The following is an 18,837-nucleotide window of genomic DNA, read 5'->3' on the forward strand; positions in this document are numbered from 1 at the left end:
TAAGGGTTCCTTAACTTTTAATGGAAAAGCGCGCTAAATACTCCTTCTTATTCTATCATAACGCGGGGGGAAAGAAATCTCCGGAGATAACGCAAGCATGTCCGCAAGTTTCGCTTCAGCTTCCCCAGCAGCCATTTTCGCAATAAATGTTTATAAACATTCTTTCACTTTCCTTTCCCACAGGGATATGAGTTAATAATAAGTGTCCGGCCGGGCAAATCGCTGGGAAAGGAGTTGATCGATTTGAATACAGCATATGAGGTGGTTTCCGCCTAACAGCGGAAGCCGCTATTCCGGGAGGCCCCAAAGGCCTCCCTTATTACTTCCAGAAAAGTTCTTTACCATCCGCATACAATTTCATTTATAATAAATCCATCATTAAAGGTTTCACCAATTCCAAAATTACCGAAAGGAGGAAGCGTAAACATGACCACTTTTAACAAAGCAATCGTTGCAACCGCCGTACAATGTTTTAAGGAGGAAATGAAACGTGAACTACAAAAATGGGAAGGATGTGCTTCCCCCTAGGCTGCTGAAAGAACTTCAGGATTACATACAAGGCGAACTTGTCTACATTCCGAAATGTGACAAGAAACGCGCCCTCTGGGGTGAAATCAGCGGCTCGCGCAAACTGATTGCGCGTCGGAACGAAGAAATTTACCATTCGTATTGTGCGGGGAACGATGTGGAGGAACTCGCCGAGTCCTACCACCTGTCGATCGACAGCATCCGTAAGATCCTTACCAAAATGCGCTCGGCCCAACGGGCGGCGGCCACAGCCGCGGTAGGCGCGCATAAATAATCCAATGCACATGACAAACTTTTTATTCATCAAAAATAGAGCGCCGCAAGCTCTGCCCCCTTCTTTCGTAATCGGGTTCCGAAGAGAAGCAGGCCCCTGTGCGGCGCACGAATATACTTAAGCCCTTGCCTTTCCACGATGGGAAGCGCAAGGGCTTAAGTTTTTTATGCAAGTATTTGGACCTCTCGAATCTCGTCCGGTTAAGCTTTTTATTTTAGGCTTTTATTTTAAACTTTTATTTCGAACTTGTATTCTAAGCTTTTTTCTCCTCCGGCCACACCGTCAAAGCGATCTCCGGATCCTCTGCTGCGACATAAGGCGGCAGTTCGCCGGAGGACAGCAGCCACAGCTCATGCAGCGCACGGGTGCAGGCGACGTACAGCAATTTGGCGTCCTGCTCGCCGTAATGCTCTTTATCTACATCAGTGACCAGGACGGCGTCGAACTCCAGGCCTTTGGACAAATAAGCCGGCAGCACCGACATCCCGCCTTGATACTCACTGCTGCGCCCATCAATCAAGTTCAACTCTTTGCCAAGCCCTGCTAAAGCGGCGTGCAGCTCTTCGGCCTCCTGCAGCGTTCTTGTCAGCAGCGCCGCCGTCCGGTAAGGCCCCTGCATAACGCGGTCAAGCGCGGCGGCAATCCACTTCACGCGGTCCGGCAGATCGATGCTCAGCACCCGCACCGGCTCCGCGCTGCGGAAGACCGGCACGGCCAGCAGCTCGGTATCGACGCCGCGTTTGAGAATTTCATTCGCGAACAGGATGATTTCCATCGTCGACCGGTAGCTGCGCGTCAGCGCAAAATAAGCCGTCTCTTCAGGCGTGAACAAACTCTGCATCTCTTCCCATTTCCGTATGCCCCGATAATAGTGGATGCCCTGCGACAAATCGCCCAGAATCGTAAAGGAGTGCCCTTTGACGAATTTGTCCAGCACCGCCACCTGCAGCGGAGAAAAATCCTGCGCCTCGTCAATCACGACGTGGTCAAACCGCTGCCCGCCGCGGATTTCATCCAGTGTGGCGAACAGGTATAACAATCCGGCAAGGTCTTCTTCACGGAATTTATTCTTTTTCAAATCGCCTGACGTCTGCTTCAGGATTGGCTGCGGGATTTGCTGAGCCAGTTCATCCAGTTCGGCCTGCAGCGGCTCCGCCGCGCCGGCGAGTTTCTTCGCGCCGAACAACGCTTTGTAAACGGCAGCCGGCGACAGGTCCGGCCATTTTTTGGCGTAGGCTTTTTCGCGCTGGGAGGCCTTCTTCTTGCGGTCCTTAAGGGCGGCCGCCGACGGAGCTTTCTTCAGCTCCATTTCGATCCAGCGGTGAATCCGCGCCAAAGTCCGTTCCTTCCGGCGGACCAGCGGATAAGGTTTATATTCCTCATCAAACCACTGACGGATCGTTGTTTCCTTCAATACCGCACCGTCCCATGGCGAAAAATCCCCCTCAGGCAGGCAATATCTCTCCAGCCGCTTGACCGTTTCTTCCAGCAGATCACGGAATACCATCGAACCTTTGAAACGTCCCGGCAATAGCTGATCGTCCAATCGGCCTGCGCCCGGCTGATCGAACCCTTTTCCGAGCTCGAACCATTTTCCTAGCTCATCTGGCCCGTCCATCGGCGTTTCATCCAGCCCCAGCACATCCGATGCCCAGTCGCTGAACGTATTTTGCTGAATATCGCCCACGCCCAGCTCCGGCAGCACGTCGGAAATATAATCGATAAACATACGGTTCGGCGCAAAAATGACCATCCGGTCTGCCGCAATCTGTTCCTTGTATTGATAAAGCAGATAAGCCAGCCTGTGGAGGGCCACCGTCGTTTTTCCGCTTCCCGCCACGCCCTGAATGATCAGCGCCGTATTGCGGGCGGCACGGATGATCTGGTCCTGCTCGGCCTGAATCGTCGACACGATATCGCGCAGCCGGTTATCCTTGTTCTCCCCGAGGCGGTACAGCAAAAATTCATCCGAGACGGCAGGGCCGCCGTCATCCCGGTTATAGGTGTCCACCACCCGTTCGAGGATCTGTTTGCGGATCATGACGTTCCTTTTTAAATAAACAAGGCCTTCAATCAATCCTTCAGGCGCTTCATAGGAAGCCGAGTCCCCTCCGGTAAAAGAATAAAACAAACTGGCCACCGGAGCGCGCCAGTCAATGACAAGCGGCTTCTCGCCTTCGCCGCCTACCCCGTTCTTGCCGATGTAAAGCGGCATGCGATTTCCGTTTTTCTCTTCAAAATCCAGCCGTCCGAAGTAAGGCTCCTGCACCGACTGGGCCAGCCCTCTGCGCGCTGATTCCCTGCCCGATTCCAGCACCTGTTCCGTGTAATCATTGCCCGTGTAGACAGGCACCGCCCGCAATCTCGCCAGTTCGGCTTCGATCGTGGCCAACGTTCGGTCCAGGTGTTCCTTTTCCTCTTGATAGGCACTTTGAAAATCGTCCATTTCAGTTACCTCCTAAGATTGGTATGGGTTTTATGGCGACAGGTCAATTGCTCCTGAACCAAAGAATATCCATTATATCACTTGGCAGGCGAAAAAGGTACCGCATGAATCGGGTTTACCCCTCAACCGTCCTGTCCTAAATTCGCCGTGCATTGACTTCACTTGCGGCCTTAAGGTAATTTACAGATACGACATAAAAGGAGTAACGAATTACTTTTAATCCAGAAGAAGAAGAAGAAGGAACTTGCCATGAAAATAAGCAAGAGGGCCCGCGTCATTATAATTGGTTTACTGGCTGAACCTCCCCCTCATCCCTTTCAAACACCAGACCGGCGGCGAAACCTATCCCTGGACTAGAACGATTAAGAGCTATAGCTAAAGTTGCACGCAATCGCCCAAGCAGTAAGCCTGCTCAAAAAATACTGAGAAGGGGATAAATCTTGAATATAAGTATAAACATTGTGAAAATCCATGATCAAAGCTTGCTGCCTCTGCCAAAGCAAAAACACCTCCAAGATGGTCACCCTGTCTTACGACATGGCTGCATTCCCTTGAAGGTGTTTTAATTTCTTCTACGCTTTGCTGCTGTTCTTCTATTCTTTGTTTCTATTCTTTGTTTCTATTCTTTTCGGCCGCTTCCAGCAGCTCTCTTACAACCACGCTGACCATAATCAGACCAACGGTTGGCGGTACAAAAGAGTTGCTCGCCGGCGGCTGCTTCGCCTTGCGGATTTCCGGCGCGTTTTCCGGCACGATTTTCTCCGTAACCTCTTTGCGCGGCTTCACCGGCGTTTCGGTCGAGAAAACGACCTTAACGCCTTTTTTGATGCCTTCCTCTTTCCGCAGCTTGTTGCGGATGACGCGGGCCATCGGGTCCGTATGCGTCTTGGAAATATCCGCGACAAGGAATTTGGTCGGATCCATCCGGTTCGCCGCGCCCATGCTGGAGATAAGAGGAATGTTCCGTTTCAGGCACTCCTTGATCAAATGGATTTTGTAAACAATCGTGTCGGAGGCGTCGATAATATAATCCGGCTTCAGCTCAAACAGCTGCTCGTACGTTTCCTCCGTATAGAACATATTCAAAGCAATCGCATCGCAGTCGGGATTGATCTGCTTCACCCGATCTAGCATAACGTCGGCTTTCTTCTGGCCGACCGTAGTGGTGAGCGCCGGAATCTGCCGGTTGACGTTGGTGATGTCGACCGTATCCTTATCGATCATGATGATCCGGCCGATCCCGCCGCGGGCCAGCGCTTCGACGGCCATAGAGCCCACGCCGCCCACGCCGAGTACGGCGACGGTGCTGCTTCGCATAACCTCAATGCCTTCGGCGCCAATAGCCAGCTCCGTTCTTGAAAATTGGTTGCGCATGGTGATGATGTTCCTCCTTTTTCCGATCCGGCTTGCTTAAGCTTTGGCTTCTTCAGCGGTTTTCTTCACCGTTGGCGCCAATTTGATGTGCAGCTGTTCAAGCTGGGATTGATCGACTTCGGACGGCGCGTTCATCATCAGGTCGGTGGCGCTTGCCGTTTTCGGGAATGCAATCGTTTCGCGCAGGTTCGTGCGTCCGGACAGCAGCATCACCAGACGGTCAAGGCCAAACGCCATGCCGCCGTGCGGAGGCGTGCCGTATTCGAAGGCGTCGAGCAGATAGCCGAATTTGTCTTTTGCTTCCTCTTGCGATAAGCCGAGGGCTGCGAACATTTTTTCCTGAATGTCGCGTTTGTAGATCCGCATGGAACCGCCGCCCACTTCATAGCCGTTAAGCACGATGTCATAGGCTTGTGCCAGAACCTGGTCAGGGTTCGTATCGAGCAGATGCAGATCCTCTTCGCGCGGACGCGTAAACGGATGATGCAGCGCTACATAACGTTTGGCTTCTTCATCCCACTCGAGCAGCGGGAAATCTACTACCCAGGCAAATTTGAACTCGTTTTCGTTAATCTGGCCAAGCTGTTTGCCGATTTTGAGACGGAGGGCGCCAAGCACGTCGGCTACGACTTTTTTCGTGTCGGCGGAGAAGAGCAGCAGGTCGCCTTCTTCGGCGCCGGTGCGCGCTTTAAGGGCTTCGATTTCTTCAGGCGTAAAAAACTTCACGATCGGGCCTTTGAATTCGCCTTCTTTGACTTGAATCCAGGCCAGGCCTTTGGCGCCGTAACGGGCCGCAAATGGACCCAAGTCGTCGATCTCTTTCCGGCTCCAGGTCCCGCAGCCTTTGGCGTTCAGCACTTTGACTTCGCCGCCTTTTTCAATGACGGATGCAAACACCTTCACGCCGCTGCTTGCCACGAGGTCGCTTACTTGGATCAGCTCGAGGCCAAAACGCAGGTCAGGCTTGTCAGAACCGTATTTGTCCATCGCTTCGGCGTAAGTCAGGCGCTGGAACGGCAATGGAATGTCCACGTTGACCGTTTCTTTAAACAAGCGGGCCATCAGCTGCTCCATCATGCCGAGCAGTTCGTCCTGGCTCAGGAAGGAGGTCTCCAGGTCGACCTGGGTGAACTCCGGCTGGCGGTCGGCGCGCAGGTCTTCGTCGCGGAAGCAGCGGGCGATCTGGAAATAACGTTCGATGCCGCTGACCATCAGAAGCTGTTTGTACAGCTGCGGAGATTGCGGCAGGGCGAAAAATTCGCCTTCATGCACCCGGCTAGGCACCAGATAGTCGCGTGCGCCTTCCGGGGAGCTTTTCGTTAAGATCGGCGTTTCGACTTCAAAAAATCCTTGCTCGTCCAGGAAGTCGCGGAAAATCTTCGAAGCTTTGGAGCGCAACCGGAGCGTATTTTGCATTTCCGGACGACGCAGGTCCAGGTAGCGGTATTTCAGACGAAGCGATTCGTCGACTTCAATGCCGTCTTCGATGAAGAACGGAGGGGTTTTAGCCGTGTTCAGCACTTCGATTTCCGTGATTTGCACTTCCACCTCGCCAGTAGGCAGATTAGGGTTGACGGTTTCCGGACTGCGTTTCACGACTTTACCGGTTACGGACAACACGTATTCGCTGCGCGCACGGTCCGCAATGGTCAAAGCTTCGCCAGAATAAGCCGGGTTAAAAACGATCTGCACAATGCCGCTGCGGTCGCGCAGGTCGATGAACAGTACGCCCCCTAAGTCGCGGCGGGTCTGCACCCAGCCGTTCAGCGTTACCGTTTCTCCGATTTGGGCCTCTGTGATCTGGCCGCAATGATGTGTCCTTGTCTTAGACATACAATTAACTCCCTTTTATATAAATTTGGTTGATCTAAAAAAGATTAGCTTGCATCATCCGTCTTGCTTCATTTCTTCATTGATCACGGTTTATTTCAGCTCATCAGCCAGCTCGGACAGCTTCACCGTTTTCTGCTCGCCGTTCTCCATCGACTTGAGCGCGATTTCGCCCCGCGACAGCTCGTCGTCGCCAAGAATCGCCGTGTAGCGCGCCTGCATCCGGTCTGCCGATTTCATTTGGGCTTTCATCTTTCGGCCCAGATAATCGCGTTCCGCCGAGAAACCGGCCTGGCGCAGCTTGAACAGCTGCTTGGTGATCTCCTGCTCGGCCGCTTCGCCCAGCGCTACCAGGTAGACGTCCAGCGGCTTGACTGCCGGCACTTCCACGCCCTGGTTCTCCAGAATGAGCTGAATCCGCTCCAGACCGATGCCAAGCCCGATGCCCGGCTGGTCCGGACCGCCGACTTCGCCGACGAGACCGTTGTAGCGGCCGCCGCCGCCCACGGTGTCAATAGCACCGATGCCTTGCGCCTTATATTCGAAGGCAGTCAGCGTGTAATAGTCCAATCCCCGCACCAGACGCGGGTTTACGGCGTAATCAACGCCCATTTCATCAAGGTATTTTTTCACCTGCTCAAAATGGGTGCTGCACTCCTCATCCAGGCTGTCGAGGATCGACGGCGCGTTGACGAATTTCTCCTGGTCCGTTTTGCAGTCCAGCACGCGCATCGGATTGCGGTGAATCCGGGACTGGCAGTCCTTGCACAAGCTGTCCTTCATCGGCAGCAGGAAGTCCAGCAGCTTTTCGCGGTAAGCGGCCCGTACGGCGGTATTGCCGACGGAGTTCACTTCCACCTTGACGCCTTTCAGTCCCAGCTCGATGCAGAACTGATAGCCTAAGGAAATCACTTCGGCATCAATCGCCGGATCGGTGGCGCCGAACGCCTCGATCCCGAACTGGTGGAACTGGCGCTGACGCCCGGCCTGCGGACGTTCATAACGGAACATCGGACCGATGTAATAAAGCTTGCTCACATCAGGTTCGCCATACAGTTTATTTTCCACGTAGGAACGGACCACGCCGGCAGTGCCTTCCGGACGAAGCGTCATGCTCCGGCCGCCTTTATCTTCAAACGTGTACATTTCTTTCTCGACAATGTCCGTGGTTTCGCCGACGCCGCGTTCGAACAGGGAAGTTTGCTCAAAAATCGGCGTCCGGATTTCCCGGTAATTAAATCTGCGGCACAAATCGCGTGCTTTTTCCTCTACGAACTGCCATTTCTCTACAGTACCCGGAAGCAGATCCTGGGTGCCTGTCGGTTTTTGAAAAGCCATCGTTAGTTCCTCCCAATTCTCTCTCGTTATACAAATAAAAAATCCCCCGCCTCTGATGCTTAACGCAACAGGGACGAGGGACCGTAATTAAAGTCGCCCGTGGTACCACCCACATTCCGACTGGCTGCATCCGATGCAACCGGCCGCTTAAACGGTTAACGCCCGTCATACGCCGTACGGCTACTGCAAGGTTCGCCGCAGGTTCTCCAGGAGGTCTTTCGTTCAACCATCTACGGAATTCTTCCAGCCTGCCCGCCCTAAGCCTGTGCCTGTCCAGCGGTCCGGAATTCCTCTCTGTGGAAGTGGGTTTGAAGTACTTTGTCCCTTCGTCGAAATTCGACATATCGAATATAACTGTTATTGTTAGATTTTAAGGAACTAAAGAGGCAAAGTCAAGAAAAGAAACAAGAAAAAAACCTGCTTCATTCAGCAGGTTCAACAGCATATATTAAAAAAGGGGGTCATGCCTTTATTATAAACAGCCAACATTACAACAAAACGGTTCTAATATTACAGTTATATTACAAAGCTTAGCAAACGCCAGGCGATCATTGACCTTAATCAAAACGTTCTACATAACCGCCTTCGTTTCTCAGCTTCTGAACGATTTCTTCATAGTACTGATCGTCCACACGGGCGCTGAGCACATAATGAAGTTCACTGTAATCATCATCCCCTACGGCCGGATAAGTACCCAATTCCAAATCGCCGTCTTCCGGCCGGTCTTCCCGCCGGTCCCGCTCGGCCTCCGTATCGTTATCTCTAACGTTGTTAAGCGGAATCGCACCTTGAGTCGTATAAACGCCGCCGCCGACTCCGCCAGCGGTTTGTGCTCCGCCCGCGTACAAGCCGGGGGTATTCCCCACCGGGGCCACCGGAATCAAGATATCACGGTCGTTCCCGATGCCTTCCTGCAGCCGGCCTACCTCGAGATTATCCAAAGAGTACCCTATTAATCGGGATCTGGCGCTTTCAGCATCATCTTCGGTCCTGAAATAAGCTTGGATATGTTTGGACATGATTTTCACTCCCTTTTACGGATTGGAAATGCTAGAAAAATTCTATTACAAAACTTGAAGCAGCTCGCGGACAAACGCCGGTTCGTCCTTCGGAGTACGGGAGGAAATAAAATTTCCGTCCACGACAACCTCCTGGTCGACAAAATTGGCTCCCGCATTCACCATATCCACCTCGAGAGGCGGATACGAGGTGATCGTTCTGCCTCTGAGCAGACCGGCGCTGGCCAAAATCTGCGGACCATGGCAAATGGCCGCAACCGGCTTTTTCGAATCGTCAAACTGCTTCACGAACTCCAGCACATTCGGGTCGAGCCGCAGGTTTTCAGGCGAGGAACCGCCCGGAATAACCACCGCATCGTAGTCCCCCGCTTTTACGTCTGTAATGGCTTTTTCCGTCTTATATTCGGCTTTGCCTTTTTTTCCTTTTAAGGTTTCACCGGCTTTAAGGCCGATAATATCGACTTGATGTCCAGCTTGCTTGACTGCGTCATAAGGAACCTGCATTTCGGAATCTTCAAATTCATTCGCCAGCAAAAAAGCTACTTTGCTCATCGTAAAATCGTTCTCCCTTCCAGCAGTGTAATCTTTCTAAACGTTTATTACCCTGTCGCGTACCGCTTCTAACAAGAGCCTTGAAATGCCGGAAAGCCAGCTGAAGCTCTGCAAAAAGAAGAAAGCATCCCGGGACCAGGATGCTTTCTGCGGCTTTTTAGGACAAGCGCCCTCCCCGGCCTGGGCTGCCTTTCCGCGGCCTGAACGCTTGCAGGGCGGCTCCCCTGTCATCATCCGCTAGGCGGCTGAGCGCTGCGGCTTCGCGAAGATGTCCGGGAAAATGAAAAGCGGCCGAGCGGCAAACATAAGATTTGTCCGGCTGTCGCAAGAGAAGAACCCCTTTGCTAATTCATTTCTCCTAAAGAATGCCCGGAACAACAAACCTCTATGCAGGTTCACAGGATGGCGCAAGGCCAATCCTTTCCCGCATAGAGGTTCATTTAAAGACTTAAATCCTACTGAATGATTTCTGCGGGCTTTCCACCCAAAGCGTTACGGGTCCCCAGTTGACCAGTTCCACGTCCATATCGGCTCCAAAACGACCGGTTTCCACGGTCAACCCTTTGGCCCGAAGCAGCTCGTTAAACCGGTTATACAGCGGTTCCGCCTTGTCTCCGCCGGCCGCCGAGCTGTAGCTCGGTCTTTTCCCCTTCCTGGTGTCTCCATATAACGTAAATTGGGAAACAGACAGGATGCTTCCTCCGACATCCAGCACGCTGAGGTTCATTGTTCCGTCTTCATCATCAAAAATACGCAAGCCGGAAATTTTCTCCACCAAATAAGCGGCGTCCGTTTCTTGATCGTCATGGGTAATCCCGACAAGCAGCAACAGTCCTGTGCCGATCTGTCCTGTTATTTCGCCTTCCACTGTTACCTGCGCCCGTTTGCAGCGCTGTACAAGTACCCGCATCTTCTAAATCTCCTTAGCGCTTATTGCATAATCCGGTGTACGGAATAAACATCCTGAACCCGTTTGATTTTCTCTACAACCGCCTGCAGATGATCCGTATTCCGGATGAGTATGGTCATGTGAATCAAAGCCAGTTTATTTTTATCGGAGCGGCCGGATACGGCCGAAATATTCGTTTTGCTTTCGGACACCGCCTGAAGCACCTCGTTTAGCAAACCTCTACGGTCATGTCCCGTGATCTCGATATCGACGCTGTAGTTGGCTTCCACCGCAGCTTCCCATTCTACATCGATCACGCGTGCCGCTTCTTCCCCGTCATCGCCGGCCGGAATGTTCGGACAATCCTTGCGGTGAACGGAAACGCCGCGTCCCCGGGTAATGTAACCGATAATATCGTCCCCCGGAACCGGGTTGCAGCAGCGGGCAAAACGTACCAGAAGGTTGTCTACGCCCTTCACCTTTACTCCGTTAGTCGGCCGGTGTTTCTTCTCATCCGGCTGGGATTTGACTTCCTTGACTTCCGAGCTCAGCTCGATTTGTCCGGCTTCCTCCTGCTCCTTGCGGAGCTTCTCCGTCAGCTTCGTACAGCATTGGGCCGCCGTCAGGCCTCCAAAGCCAATCGCCGACAACATATCGTCAATGTCGTTAAAGGCGAACTTGCGGGCAACATCCAGCAGCTTGTCGTCCGTCATTAAACCGGAAGGCTCAAAGCCGGAACGCCGCAGCTCGCGTTCAATCATATCTCGACCTTTTTCGACATTTTCTTCGCGTTTTTCTTTCTTGAACCACTGCTTGATCTTGCTCCGCGCATGTGAAGACTGCGCAATTTTGAGCCAATCCTGGCTGGGTCCATAAGAATGTTTGGAGGTCAAAATTTCAACGATATCACCGTTTTTCAGCCTGTGATCAAGCGGTACGATCCGTCCGTTCACCTTGGCCCCGATCGTTCGGTTCCCTACCTCTGTATGAATCCGGTAAGAGAAATCAAGCGGTACGGAGCCCATTGGCAGTTCAATGACTTCCCCTTTAGGTGTAAACACGAAAACCAAATCAGAGAAAAAGTCCATCTTCAGGGATTCCACAAATTCCGAGGCATCCTGCGCTTCATGCTGAAGCTCCAAAATTTCTTTAAAGAACGGCATTTTGCTCTCCGGTCCGGACGTATCCCCGCCGCCTTCTTTATAAGCCCAGTGGGCCGCGATACCGAATTCGGCCGTTTTGTGCATTTCCCAAGTCCGGATCTGGACTTCCGTCGGCTCGCCATTCGGTCCCACCACCGTAGTGTGAAGGGACTGGTACATATTTTCTTTCGGCATGGCGATGTAGTCCTTAAAACGGCCCGGCATCGGCTTCCACAAGGTATGAATAATTCCGAGCGTCGCATAACAATCCTTGATATTGTCGACGATAATCCGGATCGCAAACAGATCGTAAATCTCGTTGAATTGTTTGTTTTTGGACGTCATTTTCTTATAAATGCTGTAAATATGTTTAGGGCGTCCGGAAAGATCGGCTACCACGCCCATTTCGTCCAGCTTCTCGGAAATGCGCGAAATAACGGAATCGATAAAAGCTTCGCGTTCCGCCCGTTTTTTATGCATCAAATTGGCAATCCGGTAATACTGCTGGGGATTTAGATAACGAAGGGCGATGTCCTCCATCTCCCATTTGATCGCGGAAATACCGAGCCGGTGGGCGATGGGACAAAAAATTTCCAGCGTTTCGTAAGCGATTCTGCGCTGGCTTTCCTCCGACTGATATTTCAGCGTGCGCATGTTGTGCAGGCGGTCTGCAAGCTTAATTACGATTACCCGGATATCCTGGGCCATAGCGATAAACATTTTGCGGTAGTTCTCGTTCTGCTGCTCTTCCTTCGACTGGAATCGGATGCGTTCCAGCTTGGTTAAACCATCCACCAGCATGGCGCAGCCGCTGCCGAACTGGTCCTCGATCTCCTTCAGGGAAACCGTCGTATCCTCCACTACGTCATGCAGCAGCGCCGCAATGATGGACAAAACATCCATGCCCATATTAACGACAATATCCGCTACAGCGAGCGGATGAAGAATATAGGGTTCCCCGGATTTGCGGACTTGGCCGTGGTGAGCCTGTTCGGCGAATTCATAGGCTTCGCGGATGCGGTCCAAATCGGCTTCTGTGATATAGGCGGACGCCTTTTCAAGTAATCGCTGTATACCCATTGAATCGTTGTCGTATCCTTTCTATTCATAAATGAACGCCCAGGAATTCTCCGAATGCGGCGGCTGGTTAGGCCTTGTTCATTTATACGTAAAATAGGTTGATTCCGTCCTTTGAAATATTAAAAGGGAACCTGTTCATAGCTCTTCCGGCATCAGGTTCCTGAATAGTGATTTCCTATAATTATGCCTCTTGCGTCAGGCCGCGTCAACCATTCTCCATGAAGGCTTAGTAAAGAATTTGGGTAAATATTAAAATCGTTATTGAAAAATGAAGCCTGACTCTATAAGCTATTAAGATTGAGGACACACTAATGTATGGAATATATTAACAATGAGGAGCGTACAACGTGCAACGTGAAATTCAAGTTAATGAAAAGCTGCCGTTCGGGCCCGGGCTGCTGCTGAGCCTTCAGCATCTTTTTGCCATGTTCGGAAGCACCATTCTGGTGCCTAATCTGTTCCATGTCGATCCGGGAACCATTTTGCTGATGAACGGGATTGGAACCCTGCTGTACATCCTGATCTGCAAAGGAAAAATCCCCGCTTACCTAGGCTCGAGCTTTGCTTTTATAGCACCGGTGACCACCGTATTGGGGAAATACGGCTTTAATGCCGACGGCTATTCGCTGGTCCTGGGGGCTTTTGTGGTTACCGGGATTATTTTTGCGGCTGTGGCGATCATCATTCATTTCGCCGGTACTGGCTGGTTGGATATTGTATTCCCGCCAGCCGCCATGGGTGCGATCGTAGCGCTGATCGGCCTGGAGCTTATTCCGGAGGCGGCCCAGATGGCCGGCCTGATTGCGCCTGACGGGGCAGATCCTGCCGCCTGGGTGCCGGATGGCAAAGTGATTACCCTGTCGCTGGTTACTCTTGCCGTTACTCTGCTGGGAGCCGTCATGTTCCGGGGATTTCCGAAAATCATCCATATCCTGATCGGCATCGCGGTTGGTTATATTCTCTCTTTCCCGCTCGGGCTGATCGATACGTCTGCCATTCGGGATTCTAACCTGGTTCAGCTGCCGACCTTTACCACGCCTACTTTTAATTGGTCCGTTATACTGACCATCATTCCGGTTTCGCTTGTCGTTATCGTAGAGCATATAGGGCACCTGCTTGTAACCGGCAATATCGTCGGCAAAAATTTGTCCAAGGATCCCGGTCTGGACCGTTCGCTGCTCGGCAACGGGATTTCCACGATCCTGTCCGGTTTCGTTGGTTCCACGCCGAATACGACCTACGGGGAAAATATCGGAGTGATGGCGCTGACCCGCGTTTACTCCATATTTGTTGTCGGCGGAGCGGCCGTTATCGCGATCGTTTTATCTTTCTCCGGTACCTTTACCGGAGCGATCGCTGCGATCCCTACACCGGTGATGGGCGGCGTTTCCCTTCTACTATTCGGGGTAATCGCGGCTTCCGGACTGCGTATCCTGGTTGAGCAAAAGGTCGATTATTCCAAAGCTCAAAATTTGCTGCTTACTACGATAGTGCTGGTGACCGGCCTCAGCGGAGCAACGGTGACCTTCGGTTCCGTGCAGCTTAAAGGAATGGCGCTCGCAACGATCGTAGGCATTTTACTGAGCTTGTTTTTCCGACTCCTCCAGGTGACCGGGCTGTCCAACGATTCGAGCGAACAGGCCCCTCCGGTCAAAAATCCGGACTAAGGGACGGCTCTCACGCCCTCCCCGGCCAAACCCGTCATACTTCATGCAGCTATAAAAAAGCATTAAAAAGGACCGCCCTGTAAGGCGGTCCTTCAGAGTGTCGAGAAACCCCGTCTTTTAGACGAGGGTTTCTTTTTGTCTGTTCAATACCTAATCTTTGGTATCAAAAAACAGGGTTTACCCCTGTTTCTCCAGGCGATCCAGGTGGATCGCCATCTTCTTCATGTTCTGTACGGCGGCCGTCATCAACGCCTGTTCGGTGACGTTTGAGAGTCCGCGCAAACGGCAATAGCGAAACCCATGGAGCTCTTTAGCATCCGCGAAGCTTCGCTCAATCGTTTCTTTTCGTTTTCGGTATAGCTGCTTGCCATCTCGGCTTAGCCGGTTGTTTCGGACCTCATCTTTGCAGTCTTCCCAGACATGCCGAGTCAGTACCTTCCGGTGGTTCCTGGAATGAGTGCACCCGGCAAGCATCGGGCAAGTCTTGCAATGCGCCGGATCTGACGCATACTGCCGGTAACCCTTCCGGTCGGTTGTCCGGTAGGTCAGTTGGTGTTTTTCCGGGCAGGTATAGGAGTCACTTTCAGCGTCGTAAGTAAACTTCCATTTGGCAAACAAACCTTGCTTCGGATGAAATCTCCGGTGAGCAATAACGGCAAATATCTTTCGCTTCTGTAAACCTCGGCAAATCGGCGTTGTTAAATACCCCGAATCCAGGGCTACAGCTTCAACCTGGAATCCAAAACGTTCTCTTTGGCGGTCTAATCGGGACAAATACGGAACCGAATCATGGACATTTCCCGGCGTGACATGGACATCGGTAATGAGATTGTATTTCAGATCCACCGTCCGGTGGTCGAGATAGAAGAACCCTTCCGGTTTGCCGTCGCGCATCATATAGCCGCTATCCGGGTCGGTGGTGCTCACTTTTATTTCTTTGGTTTCGTTCACTTCCTCTCGTGCTTTTAGAGCTTTTTTCCGTGCGTTTTGCGGTCCTCCGCCACAGCCTCATTGAGTTCGTCTAGGTAGTCTTTGGTGTTTTGCAGGACTTCCTGCTTGGTATAGTGGTGCTTGTTGGCATTGGCTTTTACGTGAGTCGAATCCGTAATGAGCACCCGTCCGCCCACCATTTTGTGCGAAATGGCTTGAAGGACGATTTCGTCAAAAATCTCCTGAAAAATGCTGGTATCCTTAAACCGAGTACGCGGATTCCAGCTAATGGTGGAGTGATCCGGGACTTTGTCGGTTAGACCCAGACCTAAAAACCAGCGGTAAGCGACATTGGTTTGAATCTCGCGCTCCAACTGGCGTTCCGAGCGAATGCCGTAAAAATAACCGAGAAAAATCATCTTAAATAGAACAACCGGATCGATGGCCGGTCGCCCGTTATCTGCGGAATATAGAGGACGAACCTTATCCTCAATAAAGGAGAAGTCGATATATTTATCCACTTTCCGAAGCAAGTGATCCTGCGGAACCAACTCCTCAATAGATACAAATTCATAGCTTTGTTGTTTTTCCCGGTTAGATCTCAGCATTCCAAAACACCTTCCGTTCATGAGTAGTTACCTATTATTATACAACATTAACGCGGTGTCGTCTTAAAATAAACACACATAAAGAAGGCTGTCGAGACTTTCTCGACAGCCTGAAGGACCGCCCTGTAAGGCGGTCCTTTTATGTACCATTTGACCCATATAGGCCATGGCTGCTCTTTTTTCGTGTTCCTTAAAAAGGATATTGGGTCAACGTAAATACTTCCACGTCAGGCAGCTTATCGCGGCCGTTCAGATCCTGCAGTTCAATCATGAAGGCTGCGCCGACCACATGGCCGCCAACCTGGCGAATCAGGTCTACGCATGTAGCGATTGTTCCGCCCGTAGCCAGCAGATCGTCAGCGATCAGCACATTTTGGCCCGGTTTAACGGCGTCGCTGTGCATAGCCAGCACATCCGTGCCATATTCCAGATCGTAAGAGACTTCAATCGTATCGAAAGGAAGTTTCCCTTTTTTGCGAATTGGCACAAAACCTACGCCAAGCGCATAAGCGAGCGGCGCGCCAACTACAAAACCGCGGGCTTCCGGACCGGCGATCAGGTCGATCTTCAGATCGGCGATCATTTTTCTCATTTCCTCAATCGCCTCACGATATTTGGCCCCGTCATTCAGCAGGGTTGTAATATCTTTAAAGCTGATGCCAGGTTGGGGAAAATCCGGGATCACCCGGATGTAATCTTTGAAATTCACGGTTTAATCTCCTCCTAAAAATGTTCCAGTCCTCCAGCAGAAATCAGGATACCCCTTTCATTCTGCTTAGAATCCATTCTGTCAGCTCTGAAATGCCGGCATAAAGCAAATAATGCTCCATTTCCGCCAGCAGGCTCAATTCATTGTAGCGTATGGACGATTCCAAAGGTTTTTTGGCCGGAGACGGATTTAAACTTATCATTCCCCGGTCTTTTGAAATAAAGTTCAATTCTTCAAAAATCGCCAGCGTCTTTGTAACCATCCGGGGCGAAAGCCGGGTTTGTCCAGACAGCCAGCTGATCAGCTTCGCTTCAGACACTGCATGTTCGGCCGCTTTGCGAAGCAGCGCATACACTTGTTTAAATTGCTCCCGCGTGGGGCTTTCCACACGTTCCGATACCTCTCCCGCCGAATGCAGGAGATAGATCCGTTCCACTGCTCCAAAAGAAGCAATCAGGGAGTTTAGCTGCTCCGGCGTTTCGGGCGCGTCCGCGACAAACAGCACGGTAACGTCCTCCGGGCGGCAGCTGACCGCCGCTTCAGCGGATTCCATGATCAGACCAGCGTTCCTATCATATACCCAAACCGGCAGTTCCCGCAATTGCCTAAATAACTTCGTCCCCGCGTCCGCCCTTGCGATCAGGGCCGCCTGTCCTTTGCCCGCTGCGGATGAAGTCCGCCAATATTCAAACAACTCGTCCAGCTTATGCCAAGGATTTTTGATACCTCGATAATCAAAAATCTGCGTATGCTCTACCGCTCCGTCCATGAGCATCAGCTGGGCTTTGCGCGAGCCGTTCCATTCGTTGATGCTGGCTTCGGCCACTAAATTCATTTGGGCTCCTTCGGTCAAGAGATCGGCCCAGGGACCTTTTCCAAAAGCCACGGCTTCGATCACGCTGCCCTTTTGCTTCAGCGTAATCTTCAAATGCCTGCGGTCCTTGCCCATCTGGCGGCATTCGAGGATTTGGGCCCCCCGGATCAGAAACCGCGGGCATCCGTTGTTCATCCCAAACGGCTCTAGCTTGGACAACAGCTCGATCGAGTTCACGTTAATTTCGTCCAGCGAACATTCCAAATCGGCCGTCAGCATCGGTATGTAATGTTCCTCCGTCATCACCTTGCCGGCGTAGGCATTCAGTCGTTCGCTGAATGCCCCCAGCTGATCGCGGTGCAGCGACATACCCGCTGCCGAGGGGTGCCCGCCATAATGGTCCAGAAGGTCCGCGCATTCCGTCAGCGCTTCATACATGTCATAGCCGGGGATGGAACGCGCTGAGCCCTTGCACATGCCTGTTTCGGCATCGATGCCAAGAATGAGCACGGGCCGGTAATATTTTTCCACGATTTTGGAAGCGACAATGCCAACAACGCCGACATTCCAGCCTTCGCCGGCCAACACGATGACGGAAGGAATTTTTCCGTCCGGGTTGTTTTCCTCCAGCTGATGAACCGCTTCCTGAACGATCTCGTCCACGATCTGCTGGCGTTCGCGGTTCAACAAATCCAGCCTGTCCGCTATGGAAGCAGCAGTGTCCGGATCGGCGGTGATCAGCAGCTCAACCGCATCTTTGGCATGTGCCAGCCGACCGCTGGCATTGATCCGCGGCGCCATCGCAAAACCGATCGTCGTGGAATTTATGGCCGTGCTTCCGGAAACCTGCAGCAAAGCAGACATCCCGGTCAACGGTTCCTCCGCCAGAGAAGCCAGGCCTTGGGTAACCAGAATCCGGTTTTCGCCCGTCAAAGGCATCAAATCCGCCACCGTACCCAGCGCTACAAGCTGTGTCCATGAAGACGGTACCTCCTCCACCAGGGCGCAGGCCAGTTTATAAGCAACGCCTACCCCTGCCAGCCCTTTAAACGGATAGGGACAGAAAGGCAGCTTCGGATTCACAAGGGTATAGGCTTCAGGCAAAACAGCCGGCGGTTCGTGGTGATCGGTCACCACTACATCCATGCCCAGCGTTTTGGCAAAAGCAATCTGCTGAACAGCGCTAATGCCCGTATCCACCGTAACCACCAAGGTTACGCCGCGCTGCGCCGCGGCTTCCAGCGCATGATTGTGCAAGCCGTACCCTTCTTTGGAGCGGTGGGGGATATACCATTCAAAATTTGCCTGCAAATGCTCCATCAAACGAATCATCAGCGAAGTTGATGAAACTCCGTCTGCATCATAGTCGCCATAAATCAAAATGCGCTCCCGGCTTGCCAGCGCTTCCCGAATCCGGCTGACCGCTTTCTCCATACCATGCAGGCTGAAGGGGTCATGTAATCCTTCCGTACCGGCGTATAAAAAAGCTTCGGCCTTTTCGGCCGTGTCAAACCCGCGTGTCACAAGCAGGGAAGCCACCATTTCAGGCAGCTTCAGTTCCGACGCCAGCTTGGCCACCGCCTGTTGATCAGGCTGAAGGGTACTCCAGCGATAATGGGCATGCAGCACCAGAAACC

At 52.2% G+C, this 18,837-nt stretch carries 13 protein-coding genes; 2 read left to right on the plus strand and 11 right to left on the minus strand.

Going from position 1 to position 18,837, the window contains the following annotated elements; translation table 11 throughout:
• Positions 1–490: 490 nt before the first annotated feature.
• The gene (locus AC3ZPD_RS17220) at positions 491–802 is read left to right on the plus strand and encodes a CD3324 family protein (protein ID WP_490985510.1); all 312 of its coding nucleotides are present in this window, start codon (positions 491–493) and stop codon (positions 800–802) included.
• 253 nt (positions 803–1,055) lie between these two features.
• Here the strand turns inward: AC3ZPD_RS17220 and AC3ZPD_RS17225 are convergent, their stop codons facing one another.
• The 8 genes from AC3ZPD_RS17225 to AC3ZPD_RS17260 form a co-directional block, all read right to left on the minus strand.
• On the minus strand, positions 1,056–3,248 hold the full coding sequence (locus AC3ZPD_RS17225; protein WP_490985511.1) for a HelD family protein: 2,193 nt from the start codon (positions 3,246–3,248) through the stop codon (positions 1,056–1,058).
• Positions 3,249–3,854: 606 nt separating this feature from the next.
• Positions 3,855–4,622, minus strand: coding sequence for a tRNA threonylcarbamoyladenosine dehydratase (locus AC3ZPD_RS17230; protein WP_490985512.1), 768 nt, complete (start codon positions 4,620–4,622; stop codon positions 3,855–3,857).
• Between the two features lie 36 nt (positions 4,623–4,658).
• Positions 4,659–6,455 (minus strand): aspartate--tRNA ligase, encoded by a 1,797-nt coding sequence (gene aspS, locus AC3ZPD_RS17235; RefSeq protein WP_490985513.1) that lies wholly within the window; start codon positions 6,453–6,455, stop codon positions 4,659–4,661.
• 90 nt (positions 6,456–6,545) lie between these two features.
• Positions 6,546–7,790 carry a histidine--tRNA ligase gene (hisS, locus tag AC3ZPD_RS17240; RefSeq protein ID WP_490985514.1) on the minus strand — a complete coding sequence of 415 codons (1,245 nt, stop codon included), beginning with the start codon at positions 7,788–7,790 and terminating at the stop codon, positions 6,546–6,548.
• A 557-nt stretch (positions 7,791–8,347) separates the two neighbouring features.
• Complete coding sequence (locus tag AC3ZPD_RS17245) at positions 8,348–8,809, minus strand: hypothetical protein (protein WP_490985515.1); 462 nt, start codon at positions 8,807–8,809, stop codon at positions 8,348–8,350.
• 45 nt (positions 8,810–8,854) lie between these two features.
• The gene (locus AC3ZPD_RS17250; protein ID WP_490985516.1) at positions 8,855–9,361 is read right to left on the minus strand and encodes a type 1 glutamine amidotransferase domain-containing protein; all 507 of its coding nucleotides are present in this window, start codon (positions 9,359–9,361) and stop codon (positions 8,855–8,857) included.
• A 448-nt stretch (positions 9,362–9,809) separates the two neighbouring features.
• Positions 9,810–10,271 carry a D-aminoacyl-tRNA deacylase gene (dtd, locus tag AC3ZPD_RS17255; protein ID WP_490985517.1) on the minus strand — a complete coding sequence of 154 codons (462 nt, stop codon included), beginning with the start codon at positions 10,269–10,271 and terminating at the stop codon, positions 9,810–9,812.
• A 20-nt stretch (positions 10,272–10,291) separates the two neighbouring features.
• Complete coding sequence (locus tag AC3ZPD_RS17260) at positions 10,292–12,472, minus strand: RelA/SpoT family protein (RefSeq protein ID WP_490985518.1); 2,181 nt, start codon at positions 12,470–12,472, stop codon at positions 10,292–10,294.
• Between the two features lie 347 nt (positions 12,473–12,819).
• Here AC3ZPD_RS17260 and uraA point away from each other — a divergent pair, with 347 nt between their 5' ends.
• Positions 12,820–14,139 (plus strand): uracil permease, encoded by a 1,320-nt coding sequence (gene uraA, locus AC3ZPD_RS17265; protein WP_490985519.1) that lies wholly within the window; start codon positions 12,820–12,822, stop codon positions 14,137–14,139.
• Positions 14,140–14,316: 177 nt separating this feature from the next.
• Here uraA and AC3ZPD_RS17270 read toward each other — a convergent pair.
• The 3 genes from AC3ZPD_RS17270 to recJ all read right to left on the minus strand — a co-directional run bounded on the left by AC3ZPD_RS17270 (position 14,317) and on the right by recJ (position 18,829).
• Positions 14,317–15,677 (minus strand): IS1182 family transposase gene (locus AC3ZPD_RS17270; RefSeq protein WP_490985520.1). Its coding sequence is split into 2 segments (ribosomal slippage): positions 14,317–15,110 and positions 15,110–15,677, totalling 1,362 coding nucleotides; the frame shifts between segments, so codons are not numbered across the junction.
• A 190-nt stretch (positions 15,678–15,867) separates the two neighbouring features.
• On the minus strand, positions 15,868–16,386 hold the full coding sequence (locus AC3ZPD_RS17275) for an adenine phosphoribosyltransferase (RefSeq protein ID WP_490985521.1): 519 nt from the start codon (positions 16,384–16,386) through the stop codon (positions 15,868–15,870).
• 43 nt (positions 16,387–16,429) lie between these two features.
• Positions 16,430–18,829, minus strand: coding sequence for a single-stranded-DNA-specific exonuclease RecJ (recJ, locus tag AC3ZPD_RS17280; RefSeq protein WP_490985522.1), 2,400 nt, complete (start codon positions 18,827–18,829; stop codon positions 16,430–16,432).
• Positions 18,830–18,837: the final 8 nt, after the last annotated feature.

The organism is Paenibacillus mobilis (assembly GCF_058267595.1).

Bases quoted from the DNA above. Each gene is read 5' to 3' on its own strand.
- dtd (WP_490985517.1), bottom strand. From the start codon at position 10,271: ATGCGGGTACTTGTACAGCGCTGCAAACGGGCGCAGGTAACAGTGGAA.
- AC3ZPD_RS17230 (WP_490985512.1), bottom strand. From the start codon at position 4,622: ATGCGCAACCAATTTTCAAGAACGGAGCTGGCTATTGGCGCCGAAGGC.
- aspS (WP_490985513.1), bottom strand. From the start codon at position 6,455: ATGTCTAAGACAAGGACACATCATTGCGGCCAGATCACAGAGGCCCAA.
- AC3ZPD_RS17225 (WP_490985511.1), bottom strand. From the start codon at position 3,248: ATGGACGATTTTCAAAGTGCCTATCAAGAGGAAAAGGAACACCTGGAC.
- hisS (WP_490985514.1), bottom strand. From the start codon at position 7,790: ATGGCTTTTCAAAAACCGACAGGCACCCAGGATCTGCTTCCGGGTACT.
- AC3ZPD_RS17245 (WP_490985515.1), bottom strand. From the start codon at position 8,809: ATGTCCAAACATATCCAAGCTTATTTCAGGACCGAAGATGATGCTGAA.
- AC3ZPD_RS17260 (WP_490985518.1), bottom strand. From the start codon at position 12,472: ATGGGTATACAGCGATTACTTGAAAAGGCGTCCGCCTATATCACAGAA.
- AC3ZPD_RS17250 (WP_490985516.1), bottom strand. From the start codon at position 9,361: ATGAGCAAAGTAGCTTTTTTGCTGGCGAATGAATTTGAAGATTCCGAA.